The sequence below is a fragment of the Klebsiella sp. JB_Kp004 genome, assembly GCF_040065795.1.
Classification (GTDB): domain Bacteria; phylum Pseudomonadota; class Gammaproteobacteria; order Enterobacterales; family Enterobacteriaceae; genus Klebsiella; species Klebsiella quasipneumoniae.
In genome coordinates this window covers 36342-60342 of the sequence record NZ_JBEAKW010000046.1, presented here as the reverse complement: position 1 = coordinate 60342, position 24001 = coordinate 36342, and the positions used below count along the sequence as shown (strand labels likewise).

The following is a 24001-nucleotide window of genomic DNA, read 5'->3' as shown; positions in this document are numbered from 1 at the left end:
AGATACGTTTGCATATTGAGACTCATCGCCTGCGTCTTCGCCCAGTCATGGCTGAAGATGTCGCCGATCTTTACCGAATTTATGGCGATCCGGCGACTAATACCTTTAACCCCGCAGGACCCTACCCGGATATTGACTATGCCAGTACGGTTCTCCAGCGCTGGCTTGCCCACTGGCACGATCGCGGGTTTGGCAACTGGGCCATATCGGCGCGTGATGCTCCGAAAAAAATCATTGGCTTTGGCGGCTTAACTATTCGTCGCTATAACGATGTCATCCTCAACAATCTTGGCTATCGATTCGCAACTGAGGCATGGGGAAAAGGGCTGGCCACCGACCTCGCGACCTCGGCGGTAAGATATGGCTTCGAGGCGATCAAACTCACGGAGATTTCAGCGGTGGTGAGGGCGAATCACCTGGCCTCGCGAAAAGTGCTCGAGAAAGCAGGCTTGAGGTTCATCAACGAGATTGCCGATATAGAAAATGCGCCGCCGAGTCTGCTTTATTCGTTGACCTTAAGCGAGTGGTTAAGCCAGTCGGGATAACCCGCGGGGGCTTATTGGCAAGGCTGGATCGCACCGCAGCCGGCGCATCAGGCGGGGGATCGGCCACAGAGTTAGGCGCTCACTCTACTGGCTCAATTAACGCTGGCCCCTGATTGTTCACATTGCCGACCGCCCGCGATACCGCGTGCCAGGTGAAATCGTCGGCGGAGACGCTTCCGTCCCTGGCAATCTCCTCCGCTTCCGCGCCGGTGAGATCCTGCCTCATCCATTCCCGGGCGGCTTCCGGCGTCAGGACCAGCGGCCGGCGGTCATGTATATCGACAAGACCGCGATCGGCGGCAGCGGTCACCAGCAAAAATCCTTCGGCGCTGTCCCCGCGTTCGAAGGGGGTGCTGCCAATAGCGGCCATAAATATCGGCTGGCCATCCTTTCGCTGAATGAAGTAGGGCTGCTTTTTGCCTCCGACCTTTTTCCATTCAAACCAGCCATCGGCGAAACAGATCGCCCGCCCGTGCTGCCACAGCGGTTTGAACATCCTGCTGGTGGCAGCGGTTTCAACCCGGGCATTAATCAGCGGTGATTTATCCCACCATCCCGGCGCATAGCCCCAGTGAACGGGATCGAGGTGGAGTTGCTCATTCCTTTCACTCAGGAGTAACACTTTTGTCCCTGGCGCGACGTTATACCGCCCAATGGGCTCCGGGTCCCAGGGGATATCGCGTTCGGCCTTTTCTGCGAGAAACGCCAGGTATGCTTCACGCGTCTGCGCTTGCGCAAAACGTCCGCACATCGCCACCTCCAGCCAGATATCTGAAGGAAAGTATAGTTCAGCAGGGAAGGGGCGCGGTTAGACATGATTTTGAAATCATGCGATTGTGAATTCTTTTCGCAGGCTTATAGCTGACGCTTAGGCACATACTAGTTAAGTTGCCTACATTGCAGGCCTTAATTCTGGCCTGAACTATATTAATTGAAGTTACACATTCGCCATGTGAATTTTTATTTCGCAAAAGGGTTCGCGGGCGCAAATACTGAGCATTTGTCGCCTGAACAAGAAGTGTGGATGGGGTAGAGGGTGGTGTATTGACCCGCCGCTGCATCAGGTGAATGGCAACGGCGTCCAAAAAGGATTAGTTATCCGGGTTGTTGGAGATGCCTTTCCATACCATCCCCAGACCGATCAACATCGACGCGAAGAGGGCGAACAGGGTGGTAGAGATAAAAATGCCGGTCATAGTGATGCCTCAGAAAGTGCGTATGCAGGTTATTAGGCACGGAGGGATGAGAAAGGTTCCTTCCCTGACGGCGTAAATTTTCGCCAGTGTCTTCCAACTGGCGCCAGCGAGGCCAATGTGATGTCGAGGTCGCCGCAGCTGGCGAAACGATCGTCAGGGGAACCGCATTTCTCGTGGCGCTATTGCAGGGCGACGGGTGAGGGGGCGCGATTCGGGCGTTGACATCCCCTTGAACAAGTAATATATACATGACGCTTCTGTTTATTGAATGTTAAACAGCATCAGTTATGGGACTCAGAAGCACCCCAGCCCCCGCCGTCTGGCGGGGGTCACTTTGCCACCTGACCTGGTTATTTGTTTCTGTGACTGACGAAAAAATTTTTTTATTTCAGGTCTTGAAAAACGCGCTTTAGCTATTATTTTATAAAGCGGACAAGCAATGCTTGCCTTTATGTTGAGCTTTTGAATGGATATTCAGGAGGTTAATTATGGCACTCAAAACCTTGTCAGCACTCCCGGTATTTGCTGATTCCCTTTTTGCCGATCGCTTTAACCGTATCGACCGTCTTTTCAGCCAGTTAACGGGCGATACGCCGGTGGGGACCTTACCAGCCTACGATTTACAGAAAGTGGATGACAGTAATTTCCTGCTCAGCGTCAGCGTGCCTGGCTGGAAAGATGATGAACTGGAAATAGAGACCGTAGGCGGTAATCTGCATATTACCGGTAAACGCGCGCAAACCGAAAATCATTCCGGAAACAGCCAGGGCTGGATTTATAAAGGCATTCGCCGGGCTGATTTCCAGCTTAGTTTTTCGCTTCCCGAACACGCCCAGATTAATCAGGCGCAGCTGGAGAGCGGGATCTTAAAAATCGCTATCCATCAGGAGATCCCCGAGAGCGAAAAACCGCGCAAAATTGCCATTGAGAACCAGGGGCGGGTGATCGAACACAAAGTGTGATTCCGCTTCTGTGCCGAGGTAGTTCCTTTCAAGGCCCGCGCTGCGGGCCTTTATTTTATCCACTCAAGATGGCGTAAACGGCCTCCAGGCGACGAGAGAAATCACTATGCTATCCTGTTAACAGGGCAGTGAGGCGGTGATACTTTTCAAATTCGGCGAGGAGTGAGAATGGCTGACGAGATCGATAAAGACGCACAACATACTCATCAACTGACCGCCGAGGTGGCCCGGGCGCTTATCGCGCGCGGCTGGCGGCTCACCACTGCGGAATCCTGCACCGGCGGCAATCTGGCGGCTGCGCTCTGTGCTCAGGCTGATACTGCGGCCTTTTATGATACCGGCGTGGTCACCTTCAGCGATGAAGCCAAGCGCAATGTGCTGCAGGTGCGCGCGGAAACCCTGGCGGAACACAGCGCTGTCAGCGAAGCGTGCGTGAAGGAGATGTCCAGCGGTATGCTGGCGATAGCCGGGGCCGACATCGCCATCGCCATCAGCGGCTATGCGGGACCGGAGGGGGGAGAGGATGGTACCCCCGCCGGCACGGTATGGTTTGCCTGGAACTTTCGCGGCCAGATCGAAACTCAACGGCTGCGCTTTACCGGCGACTGCGAGACAGTGGTGGCGAAAGCGGTGCGCTTCGCCCTGGCGGCGCTGGGTGAAAAGCTCCCCCACTGGCAGTGACGCTGCCGACTACCGCGGCCTTACAGATCCGTTGCCTGACGCGCTATCGGCCAGCAAATTTCCCCGATGCCGTTCAGGCACGGTCGGGAGAAAAGGAACCCCTGAAACAGGCGAATGCCCACCGACTGCAGCCAGCACCACTCTTCCAGGGTTTCGACGCCTTCCGCCACCACCGTGATGCCCAAATCCTCGCAGCAGCGCACGACCGAGGCGACAATCGCCTGCTTGGCGCCGCTGATATGAATATTGCGCACCAGCTCCGCATCCACTTTGATTTTATCGGGCTGAAAGCGGGTCAGTAACGACAGGCCGGAGTAACCCGCGCCAAAGTCGTCGATGGCCAGCTTCATGCCCGCGACGCGCAGCGCTTTGAGCACCTTGCGGAACTGGTCAAAGCAGGTGATCACCTCCGTTTCGGTAACCTCTATCAGCACCTGGTCCGGTCGGAGGCCGGCCGCCAGCAGGCTGTTCATCAGCCAGCCTACGGCGTCAGGGTGGTTATACAGCGAACCGGGCAGCAGGTTAATGGCCAGCTGGTGTTTACCAAGCGGTAACTGACCAGCGAGAGAGAAGGCATACGCTTTGCTCTCGAGGTCGAAACGGTAGCGATCCTCCGCCGGGATGGCGGCAAACATCTCTACAGGAGATCCGCCGGTGGGGCTGCGGATCAGCGCTTCAAAGGAAGAGACCCGCTTTTTGGCCGGCTCGACGATGGCCTGCAGGGCAAACTGGCAAGGTTGATCGGGCAGGTGGCGCGCGGTGGCAGTGGCCGGGGCAGGCATCATCGTCCAGCGAGAAGGCTGCAGCGGCTCAGGCAGACAATAGCGCCCACCGTCGGCGATAAAGGCGCTAATCAGGCGGAACATCCGGTCGTTGACCGGCTCGGTGACCCCAAACGAGCTAAAGCGCAGGAGCTCCTCAAGCGCGCTTCCGGCTTCGAAAAGACGAAGATCCAGCAGGCGCATTCCGGTGTCGTGAAAACGACGGTAGGCCGAATAGTCGCGCATCAGTTCCACCACGTCGCGATGGCGCGGATCGCTCTGTATCTCGTGGAATAACGACTCAAGATCTTCCTCGCTTCCTTCCAGCACCTGGAAGAACTGCAGGCCGTTAAACAGCAGAATACCGGTGATGCCAAGAGGCATGTTTTTCCCGCTGGCGCGATGAATTAAAGCGTCGAGATCGGTGGGCGGGCGGGCAGGATTAACCTGGCTGCGGTATATCAGGGTGGTTAGCATAATCATTCCGGTCGCTGCGGCAGCGCGTGATGGTCCGCACAGCGCGTATTGAGGGAGGTATGGCCGGACCCTCGAAGAAGGAGGCTGTTTTTTCTGACATTTAACCAACCGTGATGTCCGCTACGCGGAACGGGAGCTTCACTTTGTGATTACCTTCACTCTACAGGGAATCTGAGGTTTAGCTATCTTTTTCTCATTTACAATGCAAAAGGGGGAATCAGGCCGCTCACTCCTCCTGTGGTATAGGCCCACCTCCTTAAATTATCGGTTAACATTCGCCACCAGGAATTATCCTGCCATTATATTACCCGCTCTCAAAAAGAGATGCTGGTCTTGCCTGATTAAAAGCAAATCCATATTATCAACGTAAGTTTAATTCCTTTTTTCAGGTCTGATATGAGCGACTTATTTATTATTTTGTGTCTGATTTTTTGTCCCGTCATTTCTTTATGGAGTGGTCTTTCTTATATTCAGGAAAGACGTAAAAGACGCTACGTCTTCCGTTCCAGAAGATAATCTGCAGAGGTAATATAATGACGATTGTATTAACGTCTGGCGAGTAGTTTTACGAGGTTGTTAAATTGCTGGCGGCTGTGCAAATTGAACTTGCTCATTATATTCTTTTTATGCGAGTGAATGGTTTTGTGGCTAATTTTTAGCGCCGCGGCGACTTCATGCGGACTTAGACCAATACTGAACGCGTAAATGACTTTGGTTTGCGCATCGCTGACCGACTTGCAGGCGCAATTGATGCAACGCCGCAGCCGATTGAAGGACGGGTCTTGCTGAGGTGGCAAGGGGCGCTGAATCGCGCTGGCTATCTCATCTTTAAGACGCTGAACGGGAGCGTGGGGAGGAATAAACACCGCCTGCCGTAGACAGTTGGGTAAGCCCTCTTCGACGGTAGCTTGTTCATTGTCCTGGAAAATAAAAAGCGTGTATTGCTCTGGGGCATGCTGAAACAGGTCATGACACAGGTACCATTCTCCCGCCACCATTTCCGTGAAGAACACCTGAGATTGCGCTATCGACTCCAGGTCCCATTGTTCAGAAAACTGATACGCTGATCCCCCGTAGGTCTTCATCGCTTCATCCACCAGCTCCGCAATAGCGACTCGCAAATAGTGATTTTTTATATTGATCAAAAAATTCGTCATATAACTTCCCTGTGGGGTATGAAAAAAGTGTCAGAATAAATTAAAGAATATAATGGTGATGCGCAGGCCTTTTTTAGCTGGGGTAATCTAAGGGATGTTTTTCATTAATGCAATATCTGCCAGTAAAAGTGAGATAACGGTGTGTTGGTATGCGAAAGTTCCTAATAAACAAAATGATAAGCATATATTTGAAGGTGTTTTAAGCGCTTTGGTAATTTTTTATTTTTGCGATGCATAAAAAGCTTAGTGGCAGCCAGTATCTGTTGCTAAAATTAGCGGAGGACAAGATTACAGGAAGTATGTGGTGCTTATGAAGCAAATGCTCTATTTAAAAATGCTGGCGTGGCTGGAGGATAATATCTACTGTAACCCGGCGATCGATGACCTGGCGCAGTATATGGGCTATTCGCGTCGGTTTGTGTACGAGGTGTTTTATCAATATGGCCGGTTACCCATCGGGCAGTATATTCGCCTGCGGCGGCTGACCATCGCAGCGGTCAGTCTGCGTTTAACGCGGCAACCGATCGCCGCCATAGCCTGGCAGTTAAGTTACGATTCGCCGCAGACCTTCTCCCGGGAGTTTAAGAAACGTTTCTCGCTTTCGCCACGGGAGTACCGCTGCGCGGCGCACTGGGACACGGCAAAACTGTTAAAAAAATTCCCCACGGATGATGAGAGCCTGCCTTTGGCTCGGATCTGTTCCCTGCCGGAGCGGGTCTATTATGGCTACCCGATGAAGTATGAACTGCGCCTGTCGGATATGGTGTTGCAAAGTACCGCCAAGACGGCTATCAGACAAAAGGTTGACCGTTTTTTCGCCGCTGGAGGCGGTTCGCTTTCCATACTCTCCGATTACGCGGCAGCGAGTCAAAATGAGCTTAACGTCGAGGTTAACGCCTTTGTCGGTTGTCACGAGGCGCGAAAGCCGTCGTCCGCGTTGACCACCCGGTCGGGGCTGTATGTGGGGGTTGAATTCTACGGCAGCTGGTCACGCTATGCCCGTTTGTCCAGCGATCTCTATCTGGAACAGTTGCCAACGCTGGGGGTAAGCCGTCGGGATGGGCATGACATTGAATGCTTCATGACCCGTCATGCGGAAGGAGGAGAGGCAGAGGAGAAGCGCTATCACGTACGCTATTTTATACCGGTGACGCAGTCAGCGGGAGGCCAGCTGCCGGGCAGCGATAATGAGTTAGTCCCCGCGAAGGGGACACGATAAGGTGGCCGGAGCCACCCGGGTGAATATTACAGTACAAACCACAGCAGCCAGGTGATCAGGAAGCCCGTCACCCCCATGATGGTGGTCAGTACGGTCCAGGTTTTGAGCCCGTCCGGCACCGAGAGCCCGAGATAGCGCGTGACCACCCAGAACCCGGCGTCGTTAACGTGCGATAACCCGAGCGAGCCGAAACAGGTCGCCAGCGTCACCAGCACCAGCTGCAGCGGCTCCAGCCCGACAACCGCCTGTGACAGCAGGCCGGAGGTGGTGAGGATCGCCACGGTGGCCGAGCCCTGCGAGGCCCGAAGCACCAGCGACAGCAGGAAAGCGGCGGGCATCAGCGGCAGATGAATCGTCTCCAGCGCCTCGGCTAAGGCATTGCCGATGCCGGAGGCGACCAGCACCCCGCCAAAGGCGCCGCCGGCGCCGGCGACGAGGATCACGTCCGCCGAGGAGGGGATCGCGCTGCCGGTGACTTCTCCCAACTTTTTCAGGTTCATCCCCCGCCGGATGCCCAGCGTCCAGCTGGCCAGCCCCAGGGAGATCAGCAGGGCGACGGGCGGGGTGCCAATGACGGTCATCAGCTGGCGAATCGCGTTATCCGGCAGCAGCAGGGCCTGACACAGCGTTCCGGAAACAATCAGCACGATGGGCACCACGATCAGCCCGCCGATAACCAGCGCATTCGGCGGCGCCAGTCGGGTCTGCTGGGCGTTGACGGAGAGGTCGGGCACCTCGGCCGTTTGCTGCTGTTCCAGCACGTTAATCGACAGATGATAATGGCGCTGATTGATAGACCGGGCGACAAAATAGCCCACGATACCCACGACGATCGACACTCCAATTCCCGCCAGCATCAACCAGCCGACATCGCTATGCAGAATACCTGCCGCCGCCGCCGCGCCAGGGTGGGTTGGCAACGCCACATGGACGGTTAACATCACTCCGGCCATCGGCAGGCCAAATTTCAGCGGCGACAGATGGGCAACTTTACTGAAGCCGTAAATTAACGGAATGATGATAATAAAGCCGACTTCAAAGAAGACTGGCGTGCCGAGAATAAAAGCCACGATGGTTAAGGCGGCAATAGTCCGTTTAGAACCCAGCACGCCGGTCAGCGTTTTCGCCAGCGATTCGGCGCCGCCGGATATTTCAATAAGCACCCCCAGCATTGATCCCAAAATAATTATGCTGGCGATGTGGCCGAGCAGGCCGCCCATGCCTTTTTCAATGGTGGTAATGATTTTATCCGCCGGAATGCCGGTGGCGAACGCCACCAGCAGGCTGACGATCAGGAGCGCCACAAAAGGATGCGCTTTCGCTTTGATCACCAGCAGGAGCAACAGCACTACGCTGGCTAACGCAATAAGTAACAGCGCCGATGTCGACATAGTTTTGCCTCGGGTATTAACAGGTGTACAGAGAGTTATATTTTTAGAACCGCGCTTTATTTTTTCCGGTAGGGCGAGAACCATTCCAGTCCGGAAAGGGTATCCGCCCTGGGGATATATTCGCAGCCGATCCAACCGTCATAGCCGACGTTATCCAGCAACGCATAGATCCATGAATAATTAATCTCGCCCTCGTCCGGTTCATGGCGGTCGGGCAGGGAGGCTATCTGAATATGGCGGTACTGACCGGCATACTCGGTAATAAGATGGCTTAAATTGCCGTCCACTTTCTGCGCATGAAACAGATCTAACTGCACGGCGATGTTTGGCCGGTCGACCCGCTGCGCTATCTCCAGCGTCTGATATTGACTGTGGTAGAAATAGCCCGGTTTGGTCTGCGGATTCAGGGCTTCAATAAGCGCCCGCTTGCCGTGGCGGGCAAAGCGCTCAGCGGCGTAGCGCAGGTTATCGAAAAGCTCCGCCTCGCAGGCCGCGCGATCCATCCCCGACTGCACCACGCCGGCCATAACATGCACCTGCGGACAATCCAGCTGGCAGGCATACTCCAGCGCCAGCTCGATATCACGCCGGGCCTCGGCGCTCCTGCCCGGTAGGGCGGCGAGTCCCCATTCCCCGGCGTTAACGTCGCCGGGCGGGGTATTGAACAGCACCAGCTGCAGCTGGTTTTCCTGCAGGCGCTGTTTAATTTCCCCGGCGGCATACTCATAGGGGAACAGAAACTCCACGGCTTCGAAACCGGCGCGGGCGGCGGCGGCAAAGCGGTCCAGGAACGGCAGTTCGGTAAACAGCATGGATAAATTTGCAGCAAATTTTGGCATGGTTTTATCTCAGTTCATCCACTTCGTCAGCGGTCAGGTAACGGATCTCGCGATTGCCGAGGGTAAACATCAGCCGCGCGGTCTCTTCCAGCTCTTCGGTATTATTGGTGGCTTCGCGCAGCGATGAGCCAGTGACCACCGGACCATGGTTGGCCAGTAAAAAAGCGTTATAGCGCGGCGCCAGGCCGGCCAGCGCCTCGGCAATGCGGTCGTCGCCCGGTCGGTAGTAGGGAACCACCGGGACGTCGCCGACCCGCATCACCACGTAGGGAGTAAAGGGGCGAATACAATTGTGCGGATCGAGCCCCTGCAGGCAGGAGAGCGCGGTCAGATAGTGGCTATGCAAGTGGACGATCGCCTTGCAGGCCGGGTTATGCAAATAGACCGCCCGGTGAAAAGCGATCTCTTTCGACGGTTTGTCGCCGGCGATCCATTCGCCTTGCAGGGTGACCACCGACAACCGCTGGGCCTGCAGCTCGCCCAGGCAGGAGCCGGTCGGCGTCGCCAGCAGGTTGCCGTCCGGCAGCAGGAGCGACAGATTGCCGGCGGAGCCGGTGGCATAACCGCGGTTAAACAACGAGGCACCAATCTGCACCATCTCATCTCGCAGCTGTTGCTCAGTCATGACAAAACTCCTGCTGGGCACGGGCAAAGAACTGGATATCGCCGAAATTACCTGACTTCAGCGCCAGGGAGAGCGGCTGGCGGGTGTCACGCACCCAGGGAACCCCAGGGGAGATCGTCGGCCCGATATGGAACGCCTCGACCCCCAGCGTCTGCGCCACAATGCTCGACGTTTCCCCTCCGGCCACAATAAACCGGATGAATCCTTTCTCCTTCAGCGCGGCGGCGAGGGCGGCGAACAGCTGTTCCACCCGTTCGCTGCTGGCCTTGTCGCCATACTGCGCCTGGATCCGCTGCAGCGTTTGCGGCTCAGTCGTGGCATAGACCATCGGCGCCAGCGGCGAATCGCGGTTTGCGTCCACCCAGGCCGCCAGCGTCCCGGCATAGCCCTCCAGATCGGTAAAGCAGGCGCTTAAGTCGACGGCGCGGGCGGGAGCCTGTTCACGATAGGCCACCACCTGGCTGTTGGTCATCAGCGAACAGGAGCCCGAGAGCACTACCGCCGGGCCGGGCAGCGGCATGCCCGCCTGGGATCCTTCACCCTGGGTTCCGTGGCGCTGCGCCCAGTCGCGGGCGAGGCCGATGGCGAGACCAGAGCCGCCGGAGACCAGCTTCATCTCCCGCAGCGCCGCCCCCTGAGTCAGCAAATGCTGTTCACTGAGGGCGTCGAGCACCACATAGCGCACCGCCGGATCGCTGATGGCCGCCAGCGCGGCAGCGACCGCCTCCGGCCCCTGATCGATAATCGGCCAGGCGATCAGCGCCGCTTTTCCGCCGCCCTGGCGCTCAATTAAGCGGCCCAGGTGGGCATCTTCCATCGGCGTCACCGGATGGTGGCGCATCCCGGACTCATTGAGTAACTGCTGGCCGACAAACAGATACCCCTGATAGACCGTGCGGCCGTTTACCGGCAGCGCCGGGGAAATCACCGTCCGGGTCTCGCCCAGCTCTGCCAGCAGAGCATCCAGTACCGGGCCAATATTGCCCTGCGCGGTGCTGTCGAACGTGGAACAATACTTAAAATAAAATTGCTGACAGCCCCGGGCCTGCAGCCAGCGCAGGGCCGCCAGCGACTGGCTGACGGCGGTTTCCACCGGGCAGGAGCGCGTTTTCAGGCTGATCACCACCGCTTCGCTGGTCAGCGGCAGTTCGTGGGGCGGTACGCCGTTTAGCTGCACCGTCGCCATGCCGTTGCGTACGAGGAAGCTGGCAATATCCGTGGCGCCGGTAAAGTCATCGGCAATGACACCAAGCTGCATCTTGTCTCTCCTCACTGTTTATGGCCCGGCAGGGTAATGCCGTTGAAGATCTTGATCACCGCGCTGTCATCTTCCCGGCCGAATCCGGCGTTGCTGGCGGAGGTGAACATATTCAGCGCGGTGGTGGCGAGCGGCAGCGGGAAGGTCAGCGCCCGGGCGGTGTCATTCACCAGGCCGAGATCTTTGACAAAAATATCGACGGCGGATTTTGGCGAGTAATCGCCATCCAGGACGTGCTGCATACGATTCTCAAACATCCACGAATTACCCGCCGCGTGGGTCACCACGTCGTACATCGTCTCCAGCGGGATGCCGGCGCGGGCGGCGAGGGCCATCGCTTCGGCGGCGACGGCGATATGCACCCCGGCCAGCAGCTGATGGATGATTTTTACCGTCGAACCGAGGCCAATGTCGCTCCCGATGCGGTAGACTTTGCCGGCCACCGCGTCCAGAACTGGCGCGAGGCGGGCGAAGGCGGCATCGCTCCCGGAGGCCATCACCGTCATGTCGCCGGCGGCCGCTTTCACCGCGCCGCCCGATACCGGCGCGTCGAGCATCAATAGCTGGTATTCCGCCAGCGCCGCGGCAATCGCCTGGGCATCGGCGGAGGCGATGGTTGACGACACCATCACCGCGGTACCCGGCTTCAGATGGGCGGCGAGGCCGCTCTCGCCGAACAGGATCCCCCGAACCTGGGCGGCATTGACCACCAGCAGCACGACCGCATCCAGCTCAGCGGCGAAAGGCACTGCGATGGGGCCTGCGCCTTTGGCGCCCGCCTCCAGCAGCGCGCGGCAGTTGTCGGGATTGATGTCCACCCCCCAGGTGTTCAGGCCCGCCTGCAGGCAGGCGCGGGCGGCGCCCATGCCCATCGAACCCAGTCCAATCACGCAGACGTTAGTGTGTGCAGTCATGACGGTCTCCTTGTGAATATTCGTTAATTAATGTGATTTAATGATAGAATAAAACGTTGCCATGTGAAATTATGTGAGAGTTATCACGAATAACCCACATGAATATAAAAAATTCACAGACGGAAAGTGGCTGCGCGACGGCGATTCTTGCCCTAAAATAGCGTAAAAACAGCGGTCAAGCAGCGATAACAGCACAGGGGATCTTCAGGTTCCCGGCGTGAGTGGTAAACTCTGGTGTGAAAAAATGGTAAGGGGAGAGCGGTGATTCCAATAGAACGTCATCAGCGTATTTTAGCCCTGGTGGAGCAGCGCGGGGCGGTGAGCATTAATGAGCTGACGGAGATCCTCGGCGTGTCCCATATGACTATCCGTCGCGACGTCAGTAAGCTGGAAGAACAGGGGCTGCTGGTCAGCGTCTCGGGCGGCGTGCGCGCCGTCAGCCGGCTGGCCGCAGAGCCCAGTCATCTGGTGAAAAGCACTCTACAGAGTGAGGAGAAACAGGCCATCGGCGCGCTGGCGGCCAGTCACATCGCCAAAAACAGCTGCATCTATCTCGATGCCGGCACCACCACCCTGGCGCTGGCGCGGGCGATCCTCGACCGGGACGACCTGCAGGTGGTCACCAACGATTTTGAGATAACCCAGCTGCTGATCGATGCCAGCCAGTGCGGCGTGATCCACACCGGCGGCACCCTGTGCCGGGAGAACCGCTCCTGCGTCGGCGAGTCGGCGGCGCGGACCTTGCGCCACCTGGCTATCGATACGGCCTTTATCTCCGCCAGCGGCTGGGACAGCCGCGGGATTTTCACCCCTGATGAGAACAAGGTCACCGTCAAGGAGACCGTCAGCCAGGTCAGCGCCAGAAGCATCCTGCTGTGCGACAGTTCGAAATATAATCAGGTGGCCACGTTTATGGCGTTACCCTTGACCCGCTTTACCACCATCATTACCGACCGGCATCTCTCCGATGCTGCCGCCACACATATCGCCCGGCACGCTTGCGAGGTGCTGCGCGCCGGGTAAGGCGCGCGGCCTTCGCCGGGCTAGCGCTGCCAGTGCTCGATCAGCGCCGCGCCTATTCTGGCGATCTGCTGGTTACGCTCGGCCATGGTCGCCGGCGTATCCCGCAGATAGATCACCACGATGCGCTCCGCTTTGCCGTTCGGGCCGAGCAGGGCGACAATGCCGCGTGAGCCGCGCTCGCCGGCCCCGGTTTTATCGGCGATAAACCAGCCCGCCGGCAGCACGGCGCGGATCAGCGGACCGGCCACCTGGTCGTCCACCATCCACTGCAGCAGCTGCTGCTGCGAACGGGCGCTCAGCGCGTGGCTGGTTAGCAGCTTGCGCAGGGTGGCGGCCATGCTGGCTGGGGTGGTGGTGTCGCGCACGTCGCCGGGAAGCGCTTCATTGAGCTCCGTTTCCCAGCGGTCAAGGCGGGTGACGTTGTCACCGATCTGGCGCAGAAAAGCGGTCAATCCCGCGGGGCCGCCAACGCTCTTCAACAGCAGATTGCCGGCGCTGTTGTCGCTCATGGTGATGGCGGCGGCGCAGAGTTCACCAACGGTCATCCCGTCGGCAAGGTGTTTTTCGCTGACCGGGGAGTAGTCCACCAGATCCTGCTGGCGGTAGCGGATCCGCCGATCCAGCTGTTCGTCTCCGGCATCCACCCGGGCCAGCACCGCGCCGCAGAGCAGCACTTTAAAGGTGCTCATCAGTGGAAAGCGCTCACTGGCGCGCCAGGCGGCCAGCGTGCGGCCGCTGGCCAGATCCATTTCAACATAGCCCACGCGGCCCGCCAGCTGACTTTCGCTGCGTGTAACTTGCTCGAGCGGCTGAGGGCTGGCGAATGCCGCCAGTGGCAGGGCGGCAATCAGGGAGATAAGGCACAGGCGAACATAACGCATAACCGCAATACTTCCTTGAATCAGGGCCATTAAAGGCGAGTAGAGGAGTGATAAAATAGAATAACCTGGCGTTTTGCTGATTCACAATTCCTCTTTTTTCCTTCATCATTTGTCATCTTTTATTTCGAATAATCAATATTTAGCTCAGCCTAAGCACGCTATTTTTTGACTCAAGGCCGCAATGAACTATAAGAAAGTACTTAAGACCGCACTCTGGCTGGCGCCGCTGATTGCTGACGATACGCCCGCCGCGCTGCGCGGTTTGCCAATGATCTATGCCATCCCGGGAGGAACTGGTGCACCCGATAATTAAGGTCATGCTGGTGGGCGGTAAGGCGGATGGACTGCTGGTCAGCGTCGCCGACGATGCGACCGAGGTCTCAGTGACGCCTGCGCAATACGGTGCGCCGTCCGGCCAGCCGCTCAGCTATCGTATCGTGAGTCAAACCATTGACGATGAACGCTATTTCTTTGGCGTTTTCAGTGACGCCCATCAGGATAGCGATAAGCTGACGCGGGTGGCGCTGACCCGCGGAATGAAAAAAATGTTCTGTTAAACCCGGTCGGAGAGAGGGGGCGATAGTATCCCTGCCGCGGCTTTGCTACTGTGGCAGCCTTCTCTCACCGGGCCAGGACGCATCATGATTCAGTACATCCGTATTCAAAACTTTCGCTCAGTCAGGGATATCGCGCTGGAGCTGGGGCCGCTGAACATTGTCTTCGGCCCTAACGGCTGCGGCAAATCCAATATTTACAACGCTATCCATCTGTTGGGCGCGGCTGCCGACGGCAGGCTGTCGGGATTTATCAGCGAAGAGGGGGGCCTTGAAAATATGATGTGGTCCGGAGATCGTTCTCCCCTCGATCGCCATCCCCGCCGGCTGCAAATCGCCTGTCGGACGGAGAGCTTTGATTATGAACTGCAGGTTGGTTTCCCGGAAAAATTGCCCTATCCGACGCAGTTCATGCTCGATCCCATCGTCAAAGAAGAGAACATCTGGCTGGCGGGCTATTCCCGTCGGCCTTCCTCCCGCGTACTGCAGCGTAAGAATCAGGCGGCGTTCCTCGTCGATGTCGCCGGGGAGAAAAGCACCTTCACCGAGAGTATTTATGAAAACGAGTCGGTGTTCGGTCAGCTTGGCGAGCCGCACCGTTTTCCTGAGGTGTCGCGGGTGCGCGAGACCCTGCGCCGCTGGCGGTTTTACCATGAATTCGCTATCGGCCGCCATTCACCGCTGCGCCAGCCGGCCGTCGGCTACCGTTCGCCGGTGCTCGACAGCGACGGCCATAATCTGGCGGCCGCCTTTCAGACCATTGTCGAGATCGGCGCGGAGGAGATTTTGCACGAGATCCTCGCCGACGCCTTTCCCGGCTGCCAGTTTTACTGTGAAAACGAGCACTCGCGTTTCGCGCTGAAAATGCGCCGGGAGGGGATCCGCCGCCCGCTGCTGGCGGCGGAGATGTCCGACGGCACGCTGCGTTTTCTCTGCCTCGCCGTCGCGCTGCTCAGCCCGCGCCCACCGGCCTTTCTGGCGATCAATGAACCGGAAAACAGCCTGCATCGCGACATGCTCCCGGCGCTGGCCAGGCTGATCGTCGAGGCCTCCCGCTACAGCCAGATCTGGCTGACCAGCCACTCGGCAGAGCTGGCGGATCTTATCGCCGCCGGGGCTGCCTGCCAGCGCTATGCGCTGGAGAATAGCGGCGGAGAGACGCGCATTGTAGAGTGAACCCCGTCATCCCTGACGGGCGCGCCCGGTCAGGCGGGGGTCTGCGTCTCCGCTGTCGGCAGCAGGCTTTTGCCGCCGCGTAAGGTGATGAACGAGAGCAGGGTAAAGCTCAGGGTGATGCAGCCGAGGATCAGATAGGCCTGATGGAAGCCGACGGTGTCGTACATCCGGCCCACCCAGGCGGAAAGTACCACCCCGGACAGCTGTTTCGACAGGTTAAAGCCGATCAGAAACAGGGTGGCTGAGAGCCGCGGGTTAAAGGCGGAGGAGATATATTTAAAGGTCCCGACCAGCAGGAAGGGGATCTCAAACATATGCAGCATCTTGAGGATCACCACTTCCACCGCCGATGAGGCAAAAGACGACCCGAGAATACGCACCGACATGATCATCCCCGCGGTCAGCAGGGCGTTTTTGGCCCCGATACGGTTAACGATGGCCGGGGCGCAGAACATGATCACGGCATTGAGCAGCTCGCCACCGGTGGTGACGAAGCCAAACACTTCGGTACCGCGCTGCGGACTGGCGAAGAAGCTTTTGAAAAAGTTAGCAAATTGCTGGTCAAACACGTCGTAGACGCTGGCGACCCCCACCACATAGACGATAAAGCCCCAGAAGCGCGGCATACGCAGCAGCTCTGCCGCCATACGCAGCGAAAAGGCCTGGCGATTGGCCCCGAGCGCCTCGATAACCTGGGCGCTGTTGCTGCTTTCCGGACGCGACAGCCAGAGCAGAAGACCCAGCACCAGCGCAAAGCCGGAGGCGATCCAGAAGGTAATATTGGGGTCGATGCCGAACAGCACGCCGGTTATCGAGGCGCACAGCGCCCAGCCGACGCAGCCAGCGACCCGCACTTTGCCATATTCAAAGCGGTTTGCCCGGCTGACGCGCTCGATATAGGCTTCCACCGCCCCGGAGCCGCTGGAGAAAACAATCCCCAGGTAGATCCCGCCCACCAGCGAACCGGCGATAATATTCATCTGCAGCAACGGGGAGAAAACGAAAATAAAGAACGGCGCGAACAGAATTAACAGCACCGTAATAGTCCACAGCAGATGTTTGCGCAGGCCGAGCTTATCCGACATTAAACCAAATACCGGCTGAAAAATAATCGCGAACAACGAGATGGAGGAGAAGACGATCCCGGTTTCCGTTTTGGTTAAATGGTTAACGTCCGCCAGCCACACCGGGAAAAACGGGAAATAGGCCGACATAATGAAATAGTAAAAGAAAAAGAACAGCAGGAAATAGACAAAATTATGCCGTTCTCGCGGCGCCAGTTCAGAGAATTTCATCACCATGATCCCTTGTTATTCTGTTTGTAGGGTGGGGGCTGCCGCCCCCACGGATTAAAGGCAACGCAATGAGACCTCGTACTGCCAGCGCGTTTGGGTCAGGAGCCACTGCGGCAGCACGCTTGGGGTCCAGGAGTCATCGCCTCCCACCCCCATATGCAGGCCGTCAAGGGTGATCCACACGCCGTCTTCGGCCTCCATCTTGTGCCAGTGGTCGGTCTCCATCAGCTGACGGGTGCTCCACGGCTGAACGGAGAAGTGGAAATGACCGCTGACGTGCCAGCGTCCCCAGTCCAGCGCCTGAGTATCACAGCGCAGGCCGTTTTCCGTCGGGAAGATGTAGGGGGTGGTCATCGCCGCCAGCGGCTGCTCCCAGCGGGCGAAGCAGGCGCTGCTCCGCCGGTCGGGGTAGTTCTCATGCGGCCCCAGCCCCAGCCAGCTCACCGGCGCCTGCTGATCCGCCACCTGGAAGTGCAGCCCGACCCGCGGCAGCGGCGGCAGCGTTTCCGCGCGCTCGCCGTCCACCGCCAGCCGCACCGTTCCGTCCGCGGTAAAGCGCAGACGCCAGTGGCTGACAATCACCACCTCGTCGCCGCGCAGGTAGTGCCAGCGGCTGTCGACAAGGGTCTCATTCGCCAGACGCTGGGCGTCGCACTGCACGCAGCGCGCCTCAAGGTCGAACAGGCCGGCGCTTTTCCAGCGCTCCACCCAGGCGTTGGGGTCGATGCGCTCCACTTCGCTGACCCCGATGTCGTTGTCGAGCGGCGCACGGATAAACTGATCCCGCAGGGGGGTCAGCAGCTGCTCCTGACCGCCAACCGACCAGCCACTCAGCAAACCGGTCCGGCGATCGACGGTCCAGCACTGCGTGCCAGCGCGGATCTGCCAGGCCTCATCGCTGACGATAAGATCCGGGGCGCCGGCTGGCACCGTGGGCGCAGGCAGCGCCAGCGGCGCCGGCAGGGGATATTGCTGCCAGGCGACGCGATGATCCGCCGGGGACCAGGCTGTCGCCTGGGGCTGGACCACCTCCAGCGTCAGCCACACGGCGCGGGCGCCTGGCGGCAGGATCATACTGTCGAGCAGCGTTATCTCGTCGCTGCCCTCAGGCGGGAGCGCCAGCGTCAGGTTGCCGTGGTACAGGGTTTCACCAGCCGCCTGCACCTGCCAGCGCAGCGCTTCGTTATCGGTCTGGCGGAACAGGTATTCGCTGGCGATGCGCACCCGCAGCGGCGAGGTCGACAGCAGGGCGAACTGGAAATACTGCTGGGCGTGCTTCGCCTCGACCAGCGACGGATGCGGCGTGCGATCGGGGAACACCAGACCGTTCATACAGAACTGGCGATCGTTCGGCTTATCGCCAAAGTCGCCGCCGTAGGCCCAGCCGACGCTGCCGTCGTCAAAGATTTTGCGGATCGCCTGGTCGGCCCAGTCCCAGATAAACCCGCCCTGCAGCCGTGGATACTCGCGGAAGGCCTGCCAGTAATCGGCGAAGTTGCCGAGGCTGTTGCCCATCGCGTGGGCGTACTCGCAGAGGATCAGCGGCCGCTGCTCGCCGGGCAGGCTGATCCATTTTTTGATCCCCCACTTCGGTACCGCCGGGATCGGCTGGTCGCGTTCGACGCGGGCGTACATCGGACAGATAATATCGGTGGCGGTGGTATCCGCACCGCCGCCCTCGTACTGCACCGGACGGGTCGGGTCGTTACGCTTCAACCAGTGGTACAGCGCTTCGTGGTTGCCGCCGCCGCCGGATTCGTTGCCCAGCGACCAGATGATAATGCACGGATGGTTGCGGTTGCTCTGTACCATCCGGGTGACGCGGGCGCTGAAGGCTGGCAGCCACGCCGGATCGTCGGACAGACGATTCATCGGCACCATGCCGTGGGTTTCAATATTGGCTTCATCGACCACGTAGAGACCGTAGCGGTTGCACAGCTCATACCAGCGCGGGGCGTTGGGGTAGTGCGAGCAGCGGACGGCGTTAAAGTTGTTCTGCTTCATCAACAGAATGTCCTGCACCATATCCGCCTCGCTGACCACCTGACCGCGTAAATGGTGGTGTTCATGGCGGTTAACGCCGCGGATCAGCAGCGGTTTGCCGTTAAGGCGCAGCAGGCCGTCGGCGATCTCGATGCGGCGAAAACCGATATCCCACGCCTCTGCCTCCAGCAATGCCTCGCCGCGCCACAGGGTGACCACCGCCCGGTAGCAATCCGGGGTTTCCGCGCTCCAGTGCGCCGGCGCCGCCACCGCCAGGGAGAAATCGACCCGTTCGGCGTAACGGCCGCGCTCATCCACCGTCGGGGTGCCTAACGGCTGACGGTGGGCAACGACAGGCTGCTCGCCGCGCCACAGGCTAACCCCGACGCTGAGCCCGGCAAGCGCCGCTTCAGTCGCCTCGACGGTCGCCTGGACCTGCAGAGTGCCGTCGCGGCAGAGGGCGTCAAGGGTCGGCGTCAGCTGGACGTCGCTCAGTCGCTGGTGCGGCTTATTCAGCAGCCACACCGAGCGGAAAATACCGCTCATCCGCCACATATCCTGGTCTTCCAGCCAGCTGCCGGCGCTCCAGCGCATGACCATCACGCACAGGCGGTTGTCGCCCGGACGCAGAAAAGGGCTTAGATCGAACGCCGCCGGCAGGCGGCTGTCCTGGGAGTAACCGACCCAGGCGCCGTTGCACCAGAGATGAAAGGCCGAGTTAACGCCGTCGAAAATAATCTGCGTCTGCCCGTCCGCGCGCCAGGCGTCATCGATCGCAACGTGCAGGGAGTAACAGCCGGTTGGGTTATCCTCCGGCACCCGCGGCGGGGTGGTGTCGATGGGGTAGCGGACGTTGGTGTAGATCGGCGCGTCATAGCCCTCCATCTGCCAGTTGGAGGGCACCGGCGTGCCGCGGCTGCCCGGCAGGTCCTGCGTCAGCCACTGCGCATCGACGGCAAACGGGCTGCGGGCGTAAGCAAATTGCCACTCGCCGTCCAGCTGACGACGATGGGGCGAAGGATGATTATCGCGGGCGGCAAGCTCATCGCGCCAGCTGGCGAACGCGGGATGGGCCGGCAGGCGGTTGAGATGGGTAATGGTCTGGTTCTGCCAGTCTTCGCGGGCGAGGACGGCGTGGAAGTCAGGCGCGTGGCGGCGACTGGTATCGCTTATTGGCATAGTAATCCCCGGTAAGTCAGAAAATGTCGATCGCTAAACAGGATGAAGAACGTTATCGGGTAATTTGTTTTTTCCAGCAACGACGGCGGAAATGAAATTGACAGACGATCACGAAAGCGGGGGTAATACACTGTTTTTTGTCGTGCGTTAAACATAAAATGTTAGCGCACGACATTTTGTCGATGAGGAGAAACTATGCCGCGTCGTACCGCAACCCTGGAGGATGTCGCCCGCGCGGCGGGCGTCTCCCAACAGACGGTCTCCCGGGTCCTGAACCGTCCGGAAGTGGTGTCAGCCCGCACCCGCGAGCAGGTGATCCGCGCGATGCAGACGCTGCACTACGTGCCTAACCGCTCGGCGCAGCTGCTCGCCGGCAAAGCGGCGCCCTCCATTGGGCTGATTACCGCCTCGCTGACCCTGCATGCCCCCTCGCAGATCGCCGCCGCGGTAAAGAGCCATGCCAGCCTGCACCAGCTGGAGGTGGCGATAGCGATGCCAGCGCAGGCCGACTTCGCCGCGCTGCAGGCCCGGCTGGACGAACTGCGCGCCCAGCATATTCGCGGGGTGATCGTCAGCCTGCCGCTGGAGAGCGCCACCGCCGAGCGGCTGGTTAAAGAGAACCCGGATATGGCCTGCCTGTTTCTTGACGTCTCCCCGGAGGCCGATGTCTGCTGCGTGCGCTTCGACCATCGCGACGGCTGCGGAGCCTGCGTGCGCCATCTGTGGGAGCTCGGGCATCGCGAATTTGGCCTGCTGGCGGGGCCGGAAAGTTCGGTTTCCGCCCGTCTGCGTCTCGCCAGCTGGCGCGAGGCGCTGCACAGTCTGAACATTGCCCGTTCAACCACGGTGTTCGGTGACTGGAGCGCCGCCAGCGGCTGGCAGAAAACCTTCGAACTGCTGCACCTCCAGCCGCGGATCAGCGCCATTGTGGTGGCCAACGATCAGATGGCGCTCGGGGTACTCAGCGCGCTGGCCCAGCTCAATCGCAGCGGCAGCCAGGCGGTATCGGTGACCGGCTATGACGACACCGCCGACAGTCTCTACTTTCAGCCGCCGCTCACCACGGTGGCGCAGGACTTCGATCTGCTGGGCAAACGGGCCGTGGAGCGGCTGATTGCTCTGATGGCGGCCCCGCAGATGCGGATCCGCGAGCTGCTGCCGACCCGGCTCATCGTGCGCCAGTCGGCGTGGCCGCTCGCCGACGCGGAGGACCGGCAGCAGACCCTGGCGCAGCTAAAAGCGTTGGTGGAGAAGCTTTAGCCGCAGACCGTTGAGGATTTATTGAGGTTGACCATGCTAACCTCGGGATCAAACGTAGAGAGGTCAGGATCCTCTGCCTGCGAAAAATGCAAAAAACAATCTATCCATGCAAGCATTGATTTACCGCCAGTCACATGGCGGTATTTTTTTTGCCTCCCCCCGTTTCCCCCGTTCTTCCGTTGGTTTTTTCGCCTGGCATCCCCGGCGGCGGCATGCTACATCTTTCTTCCGGGATAGATGCCGAACACGGCGGGAGACAAGGTCATGATGGTGATTGAGGGCAAAGAGGCGATTGCGCGGGTAGACTGGCGGCGGGTGCGGGCCATCGTCGCCGAGGCCGGGCTGAATGAACGTGATGTTCAGCAGCTGGAGCAGGCGTTTCGCCAGAGCACCTTCTGCTGGTTTGGCTATGAGAACGGTCAGCTGATTGCCGTGGCGCGCGCCATCAGCGACTGCACCTGGAGCAGCTACTTGTCGGATGTGGCGATCGTCCCCGACCGACAGGGACAGGGTTACGGACAACAGCTGATGCTGGCGGTTCGGGAGCAGTTGCTGCCCTTTGGCAAAATTTTTATCTATGCGGTGGCCGATAAAATCGCGTTCTATCAGCGTTTTGGTTTTGCCATGCTGACCACCGGGATGGTCTGCGCTGGCGAGGAGGGCATGCGCAAAATGCACGAGCAGGGCTATATCCGCCAGCCCTGAGCGCGGATGCCGGGCAACGCCTGGCTTAAGCTGCAAACCAGGCGCAGGCTCCGTCAGAGGGGCCTTTCAAGCACAAACAGATACGCTTCCCGCGACCAGAACAGGGCGGTACGGCGGCGCTCCACCGACATGGTTTTTACCTCCCAGCCCTCGCGGGTATAGCTGCTGAGAAACTGGCTCATTTTGTCAGGGTCGGCTTTGGCTTCGCCAAAAAACAGGCTGCCCAGCAGGCCCTCTTTATAGATCACTACCCGACACTCTTTCTTCATCATCGACCATCCTGGCGACCGGTTTACTGTGGCCATCTATTGTCCGTGGCTGCGAGGATTTTGCAATCGGAGAAGTAGCAAACTGTTTACGGTACTGCAGCGGGCTTAGCGCGAAGCGCAGGCGAAAATGGTGGCGCAGGGTGCCAGCGCTGGCAAATCCGCAGCGCTCAGCGATCTGGTCGATGCCCATCGTGCTCTCCGTCAGGTGCTGACGGGCGCGCAGCAGACGCTCCTCCAGCAGCCAGCGGGCGGGGGTTTTGCCAGTGGCCTCTTCAAAGCGGCGCAAAAAGGTGCGCGTTCCCATGCCGGCGCGCTGCGCGAGCGAGGCGACGGTGTGGCTGGCGGCGAGATGCTGGTGCAGATAATCAAACAGCTGGCCAAGGCGCAGACTCTCCCGGCTGCGGGCCACCGGACGCAGGACCTGCTGCGCCTGACCGCCGTCGCGATGGGGAGAGACCACCAGGCGGCGAGCGACCACATTCGCTGCCTCGCTGCCAAAATCCTCGCGCACCAGATGCAGACAGAGGTCGATCCCCGCCGCGCTGCCGGCGGACGTCATCAGCAACTCATCGCCCACGTAAAGGACATCCTCCACCACCTGGATCTGTGGAAAACGGGACTGCAGCGCCGCGGTGTAGCGCCAGTGGGTTGTCGCCTGGCGGCCATTGAGCAGCCCGGCGGCGGCGAGAACGAACACTCCGGAACAGATGGAGATTATTCGGCATCCGCGGGCGTGAGCGGCGGCCAGGGCGGCGCACAGCGCTTCGGGGACCGGGGCGTCGATGCCGCGCCAGCCCGGGACCACGATGGTCTGCGCCTGGGCGAGAAGCTCAGGGCCGCCGTCGGTCATCAGGCGGAACCCGCCGGTGGCTCTCAAAGGCCCTTCATCGACGGCGGCGACGGCGAACTGGTACCAACGCTCGCCCATTTCCGGGCGCGGCAGGCCGAAGATCTCCACGGCCACGCCAAACTCAAACGTGCACAGGCCATCGTAGGCGAGGGCCACCACGCGATGAGGTGACAGTGTCACCGAAGGGGTTGTCAGGATGTTAGCGTTTTCTGTCATGGTTGCCGGCAGATAAGGGTGATGGGCGTCAGTAAAGTAGTGTTATCACAGACAAGGAGAAGACGCCATGAGTGTAGTAAGCCAATTTACCCCCGCCACCTCCGCCGAGGCTATCCGCTGGTTCCGCCATAAGCTGCATCTCGAGACCGACTGCGCCGATGTGCACAGCGCCCAGCGTGCCGGCGAGGTCGACTTTGTCCTGCTGCACGTGGTCGGCAGCGAGGAGGCCTTCGCCAGGCGTCACCTGCCCGGCGCGCTGCATCTTCCGCACAGCCAGATCAGCGCCGAGAGAATGGCGGCCTGGCCGGCGGAGACCCTGTTTGTGGTCTATTGCGCCGGGCCGCACTGCAACGGTGCCGACGTAGCCGCGCTGAAGCTGGCCGAACTGGGGCGGCCGGTGAAAATGATGCTCGGCGGGATCACCGGCTGGGAAGATGAGGGTTATGCGTTTGTCGCCGGTAAGTGAATATTTTTCATGTACCATGAAATATTCTCGTTTGCGGCCCGTCGACCTGCATGCCAGTATCTGGACATATAGCCATCCAGAAGTCTAAAAATTCAAATAATGAACTATCACGGTGGGCA

General features: G+C 59.3%; 27 protein-coding genes. 13 read left to right on the top strand and 14 right to left on the bottom strand.

Features of this window, described 5'->3' with window-relative positions; all coding sequences use genetic code 11:
- Positions 1-8 precede the first annotated feature (8 nt).
- Positions 9-545, top strand: a complete 537-nt coding sequence (locus ABLX76_RS20590; RefSeq protein ID WP_087849194.1) for a GNAT family N-acetyltransferase — start codon at positions 9-11, stop codon at positions 543-545.
- A 79-nt stretch (positions 546-624) separates the two neighbouring features.
- On the opposite strand, the gene ABLX76_RS20585 is transcribed toward ABLX76_RS20590, so the two are convergent.
- Both ABLX76_RS20585 and ABLX76_RS20580 read right to left on the bottom strand, forming a co-directional pair.
- On the bottom strand, positions 625-1296 hold the full coding sequence (locus ABLX76_RS20585) for an SOS response-associated peptidase (protein ID WP_087849195.1): 672 nt from the start codon (positions 1294-1296) through the stop codon (positions 625-627).
- Between the two features lie 340 nt (positions 1297-1636).
- Positions 1637-1693: a YnaM/YnfT family protein gene (locus ABLX76_RS20580; protein WP_274729131.1), complete on the bottom strand. Its 57-nt coding sequence runs from the start codon at positions 1691-1693 to the stop codon at positions 1637-1639.
- Here ABLX76_RS20580 and ABLX76_RS20575 point away from each other — a divergent pair.
- From ABLX76_RS20575 to ABLX76_RS20565, 3 genes are all read left to right on the top strand, one after another.
- The gene (locus tag ABLX76_RS20575; RefSeq protein WP_274729130.1) at positions 1674-1817 is read left to right on the top strand and encodes a hypothetical protein; all 144 of its coding nucleotides are present in this window, start codon (positions 1674-1676) and stop codon (positions 1815-1817) included. The genes ABLX76_RS20580 and ABLX76_RS20575 overlap by 20 nt on opposite strands.
- Positions 1818-2229: 412 nt before the next feature.
- Positions 2230-2703 carry an Hsp20 family protein gene (locus ABLX76_RS20570; protein WP_023289594.1) on the top strand — a complete coding sequence of 158 codons (474 nt, stop codon included), beginning with the start codon at positions 2230-2232 and terminating at the stop codon, positions 2701-2703.
- A gap of 168 nt (positions 2704-2871) precedes the next feature.
- Positions 2872-3384: a 2-oxo-tetronate isomerase gene (locus ABLX76_RS20565; protein WP_023289595.1), complete on the top strand. Its 513-nt coding sequence runs from the start codon at positions 2872-2874 to the stop codon at positions 3382-3384.
- Positions 3385-3404: 20 nt separating this feature from the next.
- Here the strand turns inward: ABLX76_RS20565 and ABLX76_RS20560 are convergent, their stop codons facing one another.
- Positions 3405-4622 (bottom strand): diguanylate phosphodiesterase, encoded by a 1218-nt coding sequence (locus tag ABLX76_RS20560; protein ID WP_262962838.1) that lies wholly within the window; start codon positions 4620-4622, stop codon positions 3405-3407.
- Positions 4623-5018: 396 nt separating this feature from the next.
- Here ABLX76_RS20560 and ABLX76_RS20555 point away from each other — a divergent pair, with 396 nt between their 5' ends.
- Complete coding sequence (locus tag ABLX76_RS20555; protein ID WP_137910593.1) at positions 5019-5138, top strand: small membrane protein; 120 nt, start codon at positions 5019-5021, stop codon at positions 5136-5138.
- 29 nt (positions 5139-5167) lie between these two features.
- On the opposite strand, the gene kbvR is transcribed toward ABLX76_RS20555, so the two are convergent.
- Positions 5168-5779 carry a LuxR family transcriptional regulator KbvR gene (gene kbvR, locus ABLX76_RS20550; RefSeq protein ID WP_241516064.1) on the bottom strand — a complete coding sequence of 204 codons (612 nt, stop codon included), beginning with the start codon at positions 5777-5779 and terminating at the stop codon, positions 5168-5170.
- A gap of 310 nt (positions 5780-6089) precedes the next feature.
- Between kbvR and ABLX76_RS20545 the strand changes: the two genes are divergently transcribed.
- Complete coding sequence (locus ABLX76_RS20545) at positions 6090-6998, top strand: helix-turn-helix domain-containing protein (RefSeq protein ID WP_087849197.1); 909 nt, start codon at positions 6090-6092, stop codon at positions 6996-6998.
- A gap of 26 nt (positions 6999-7024) precedes the next feature.
- Here the strand turns inward: ABLX76_RS20545 and ABLX76_RS20540 are convergent, their stop codons facing one another.
- Genes ABLX76_RS20540 through ltnD form a run of 5 tightly spaced genes read right to left on the bottom strand, consistent with a single transcriptional unit; the run spans position 7025 to position 12025 of the window.
- On the bottom strand, positions 7025-8389 hold the full coding sequence (locus ABLX76_RS20540) for a GntP family transporter (protein WP_023289599.1): 1365 nt from the start codon (positions 8387-8389) through the stop codon (positions 7025-7027).
- 56 nt (positions 8390-8445) lie between these two features.
- A complete protein-coding gene (locus ABLX76_RS20535; RefSeq protein WP_137916277.1) occupies positions 8446-9228 on the bottom strand; it encodes an HPr family phosphocarrier protein in 783 nt (260 codons plus the stop codon).
- Positions 9229-9232: 4 nt separating this feature from the next.
- Positions 9233-9853 carry an aldolase gene (locus ABLX76_RS20530; RefSeq protein ID WP_065806325.1) on the bottom strand — a complete coding sequence of 207 codons (621 nt, stop codon included), beginning with the start codon at positions 9851-9853 and terminating at the stop codon, positions 9233-9235.
- Positions 9846-11111 carry a 3-oxo-tetronate kinase gene (gene otnK, locus ABLX76_RS20525; RefSeq protein WP_348875193.1) on the bottom strand — a complete coding sequence of 422 codons (1266 nt, stop codon included), beginning with the start codon at positions 11109-11111 and terminating at the stop codon, positions 9846-9848. Before otnK ends, ABLX76_RS20530 begins: the two co-directional genes overlap by 8 nt.
- An 11-nt stretch (positions 11112-11122) precedes the next feature.
- A complete protein-coding gene (gene ltnD, locus ABLX76_RS20520) occupies positions 11123-12025 on the bottom strand; it encodes an L-threonate dehydrogenase (protein WP_218810102.1) in 903 nt (300 codons plus the stop codon).
- A 261-nt stretch (positions 12026-12286) separates the two neighbouring features.
- Here ltnD and ABLX76_RS20515 point away from each other — a divergent pair, with 261 nt between their 5' ends.
- Entirely contained in the window at positions 12287-13048 is a 762-nt protein-coding gene (locus ABLX76_RS20515; RefSeq protein WP_023289604.1) for a DeoR/GlpR family DNA-binding transcription regulator, read from the top strand.
- Positions 13049-13068: 20 nt separating this feature from the next.
- On the opposite strand, the gene ABLX76_RS20510 is transcribed toward ABLX76_RS20515, so the two are convergent.
- Complete coding sequence (locus ABLX76_RS20510) at positions 13069-13929, bottom strand: broad-spectrum class A beta-lactamase OKP-A-12 (protein WP_063860899.1); 861 nt, start codon at positions 13927-13929, stop codon at positions 13069-13071.
- 181 nt (positions 13930-14110) lie between these two features.
- Between ABLX76_RS20510 and ABLX76_RS20505 the strand changes: the two genes are divergently transcribed.
- The 3 genes from ABLX76_RS20505 to ABLX76_RS20495 all read left to right on the top strand — a co-directional run bounded on the left by ABLX76_RS20505 (position 14111) and on the right by ABLX76_RS20495 (position 15659).
- Complete coding sequence (locus ABLX76_RS20505; protein WP_258959434.1) at positions 14111-14242, top strand: hypothetical protein; 132 nt, start codon at positions 14111-14113, stop codon at positions 14240-14242.
- Complete coding sequence (locus ABLX76_RS20500) at positions 14226-14486, top strand: hypothetical protein (RefSeq protein WP_004205993.1); 261 nt, start codon at positions 14226-14228, stop codon at positions 14484-14486. Before ABLX76_RS20505 ends, ABLX76_RS20500 begins: the two co-directional genes overlap by 17 nt.
- Positions 14487-14570: 84 nt before the next feature.
- On the top strand, positions 14571-15659 hold the full coding sequence (locus ABLX76_RS20495; protein ID WP_348875189.1) for an AAA family ATPase: 1089 nt from the start codon (positions 14571-14573) through the stop codon (positions 15657-15659).
- A 29-nt stretch (positions 15660-15688) separates the two neighbouring features.
- On the opposite strand, the gene ABLX76_RS20490 is transcribed toward ABLX76_RS20495, so the two are convergent.
- Together ABLX76_RS20490 and ABLX76_RS20485 are read right to left on the bottom strand one after the other, a co-directional pair.
- Positions 15689-16954, bottom strand: a complete 1266-nt coding sequence (locus tag ABLX76_RS20490) for an MFS transporter (RefSeq protein WP_261901464.1) — start codon at positions 16952-16954, stop codon at positions 15689-15691.
- A gap of 54 nt (positions 16955-17008) precedes the next feature.
- Positions 17009-20116, bottom strand: a complete 3108-nt coding sequence (locus tag ABLX76_RS20485) for a beta-galactosidase (protein WP_289553289.1) — start codon at positions 20114-20116, stop codon at positions 17009-17011.
- Between the two features lie 195 nt (positions 20117-20311).
- On the opposite strand from ABLX76_RS20485, the gene ABLX76_RS20480 reads away from it, so the two are divergent.
- Both ABLX76_RS20480 and ABLX76_RS20475 read left to right on the top strand, forming a co-directional pair.
- Complete coding sequence (locus tag ABLX76_RS20480; protein ID WP_086076324.1) at positions 20312-21376, top strand: LacI family DNA-binding transcriptional regulator; 1065 nt, start codon at positions 20312-20314, stop codon at positions 21374-21376.
- Between the two features lie 264 nt (positions 21377-21640).
- Entirely contained in the window at positions 21641-22081 is a 441-nt protein-coding gene (locus ABLX76_RS20475; RefSeq protein WP_131096243.1) for a GNAT family N-acetyltransferase, read from the top strand.
- A gap of 53 nt (positions 22082-22134) precedes the next feature.
- On the opposite strand, the gene ABLX76_RS20470 is transcribed toward ABLX76_RS20475, so the two are convergent.
- Both ABLX76_RS20470 and ftrA read right to left on the bottom strand, forming a co-directional pair.
- On the bottom strand, positions 22135-22350 hold the full coding sequence (locus ABLX76_RS20470; RefSeq protein ID WP_004205985.1) for a DUF4177 domain-containing protein: 216 nt from the start codon (positions 22348-22350) through the stop codon (positions 22135-22137).
- Entirely contained in the window at positions 22319-23416 is a 1098-nt protein-coding gene (gene ftrA / locus ABLX76_RS20465; protein ID WP_348875185.1) for a transcriptional regulator FtrA, read from the bottom strand. The genes ABLX76_RS20470 and ftrA overlap by 32 nt, the downstream gene beginning before the upstream one ends.
- 67 nt (positions 23417-23483) lie before the next feature.
- Between ftrA and ABLX76_RS20460 the strand changes: the two genes are divergently transcribed.
- Entirely contained in the window at positions 23484-23882 is a 399-nt protein-coding gene (locus tag ABLX76_RS20460) for a rhodanese-like domain-containing protein (protein ID WP_023289613.1), read from the top strand.
- The last annotated feature ends 119 nt before the right edge of the window (positions 23883-24001 follow it).